Genomic DNA, 2,307 nt, shown 5'->3' with positions numbered 1-2,307 from the left:
TCCCAAGTTGTTAGAAGTGTATTCCAAACGGTTTTGTACAGCACCCAAGTTCGCACGTTGTGTTGCTACTTTTTCGATTGCTTTACTTACATCTGAAAGTGCAGTACTTGAACCTAGACTAGAGAAACCAGTTCTACTAACACCAGAAACAGTGATTTGGAATGCTTTATCATCTGCTTGAACTTTAACATTGCTAGTAATATGGATACCGTTAAAAGTTGTGTTACTCATGATGCTATCAATTTGTTTACCCAATTGATTCAACTCAGCGTTGATGTTTGCTTTATCGCCAGAGCTGTATGTTCCGTTAGCTTTCTGAACATTCAGTTCTTTCATACGTCCAAGCATTGAACTCACTTCGTTCATTGCACCCTCAGCTGTTTGCGCAAAAGAGATACCATCTTGTACGTTACGTTGTGCTTGCTCAAGTCCACGAATCTGTCCACGCATTTTTTCAGAGATGGATAGTCCTGCTGCATCATCAGCCGCACGGTTGATCCGTAGTCCTGAAGATAGTTTCTCCATGTTTTTGCTTGCTGCCACGCTGTTCATACCCATGTTGCGTTGTGTGTTTAAAGCTGGAATATTGTGATTGATAATCATTGTTATTTCCTCCTTGAATTCGGTTATCCCACATCCATGTGGTTTAATTTGGCTATTAAGCTCAAGGCCGTACGCTCCTCAAGTACTTCTTTCGCTCTACTATCTATATCGACATCTATTTTAACATTGTGTATAGCATATCCTCTTTTATATTTATTTAATTTATCTGATATGTATCTGAGCTTACTTAATGGCAATAAAAAAAGACTCTGCGAAAAGCAGAGCCTTTGAAACCAATGTTTACGATTAACGAAGCAAGGACAATACGCCCTGTGGTGAAGAGTTTGCTTGTGACAACATCGATTGAGAAGCCTGTACCAAAATGTTGTTTTTGGACAATGCTACCATTTCCTTAGCCATATCTGTATCACGAATACGTGATTCAGATGCAGTTAAGTTTTCTACTGTTGTTCCCAAGTTGTTAGAAGTGTATTCCAAACGGTTTTGTACAGCACCCAAATTCGCACGTTGTGTTGCTACTTTTTCGATTGCTGAACTGATAGAAGTAAGTGAAGTACCTGCAGACAGACCTTTAAATCCAGTTGTGTTAACACCAGAAATAGTAATTTGGAATGCTTTATCATCTGCTTGAACTTTAACATTACTTGTAATTTTAATACCATTGAAAGTTGTGTTACTCATAATGCTATCAATTTGAGTTCCCAATTGTTTCAACTCAGCGTTGATATTGGACTTATCACCAGTACTGTATGTTCCGTTAGCTTTCTGAACATTCAGTTCTTTCATACGTCCAAGCATTGAACTCACTTCGTTCATTGCACCCTCAGCTGTTTGCGCAAAAGAGATACCATCTTGTACGTTACGTTGTGCTTGCTCAAGTCCACGAATCTGTCCACGCATTTTTTCAGAGATGGATAGTCCTGCTGCATCATCAGCCGCACGGTTGATCCGTAGTCCTGAAGATAGTTTCTCCATGTTTTTGCTTGCTGCCACGCTGTTCATACCCATGTTACGTTGTGTGTTTAAAGCTGGAATATTATGATTGATAATCATTGTTACTTCCTCCTTGAATTCGGTTATCCCACATCCATGTGGTTTAGTTTGGCGAGTAAGCTTAAGGCCGTACGCTCCTCAAGTACTTCTTTCGCTCTATTCTTTATATCGACTTCTTACACTCACTTGTTTATAGCATTTTGATTATTCACAAATTATATTTTATCCAACTTCTATTTATAGACTTCAAAACATAGAAAAAAGACCTTGCCAGAGCAAGGTCTTTAAACCAACAGCTAATCTTAACGAAGCAAGGACAATACGCCCTGTGGTGAAGAGTTCGCTTGTGACAACATCGATTGAGAAGCCTGTACCAAAATGTTGTTTTTAGACAATGCTACCATTTCCTTAGCCATATCTGTATCACGGATACGTGATTCAGATGCAGTTAAGTTTTCTACTGTTGTTCCCAAGTTGTTAGAAGTGTATTCCAAACGGTTTTGTACAGCACCCAAGTTCGCACGTTGTGTTGCTACTTTTTCGATTGCTGTGCTAATAGAAGAAAGTGTACTACTCGCATTCAAACCTTTGAATCCACTTGTTTTAACACCAGAAACAGTAATTTTGAACGCTTTATCATCTGCTTGAACAGTAACATCAGATGTAATTTTGATACCATTGAAAGTTGTGTTACTCATAATGCTATCAATTTGAGTTCCCAATTGTTTCAACTCAGCATTGATATTGGAC

General features: G+C 38.7%; 3 protein-coding genes. All 3 read right to left on the bottom strand.

The features are described 5' to 3' along the window. Nucleotides 1–603: flagellin (locus tag ACFSGI_RS21885; protein WP_379284386.1), on the bottom strand; the 603-nt coding region annotated here is incomplete at its 3' end. A gap of 246 nt (nt 604–849) precedes the next feature. Beyond that, a complete protein-coding gene (locus ACFSGI_RS21880; RefSeq protein WP_204827165.1) occupies nt 850–1,617 on the bottom strand; it encodes a flagellin N-terminal helical domain-containing protein in 768 nt (255 codons plus the stop codon). 242 nt (nt 1,618–1,859) lie between these two features. After that, nucleotides 1,860–2,307: flagellin (locus ACFSGI_RS21875; RefSeq protein WP_379284382.1), on the bottom strand; the 448-nt coding region annotated here is incomplete at its 5' end.

It is taken from the genome of Paenibacillus nicotianae (assembly GCF_042681745.1).
GTDB classification, from domain to species: Bacteria; Bacillota; Bacilli; order Paenibacillales; family Paenibacillaceae; genus Saccharibacillus; species Saccharibacillus nicotianae.
The sequence above is the reverse complement of the archived record's forward strand: the minus strand, read 5'-3'. Positions and strand labels throughout refer to the sequence as shown.

Coding starts and splice junctions, on each gene's coding strand:
- ACFSGI_RS21880 (WP_204827165.1), bottom strand. CDS start 1,617: ATGATTATCAATCATAATATTCCAGCTTTAAACACACAACGTAACATG.